1 protein-coding gene is annotated in these 269 nt (G+C 44.2%); it reads left to right on the plus strand.

From position 1 onward, the window contains the following. On the plus strand, nucleotides 1-269 hold a 269-nt coding region (locus SB775_RS29930; RefSeq protein ID WP_410864881.1), incomplete at both ends, for a winged helix-turn-helix domain-containing protein.

The raw sequence follows: 269 nt of genomic DNA on the forward strand, positions 1-269 counted from the left end.
TGCCATAGCAGAAACGATGGAAGATCCGATTTTAAAAGCGGGTCCTTTTGAGTTGAACCCGCAAAAAGCAGAGCTGTTAAAGGATGGCAAGCCCATCGATGTAAAACCGAAGGAGCTTGGGTTAATGAAGTTTTTCCTCCAGAACGTCAACAAAGTGATCAGTAAGGAAAAGCTGTACGATACGGTCTGGGGAGAGGATTTTACGGGCATTGATAATACCGTCATGGTGCATATTCGGAGATTGCGGGAAAAAATTGAAGAACAGCCTT

The sequence above is a fragment of the Peribacillus sp. SIMBA_075 genome (assembly GCF_046534585.1).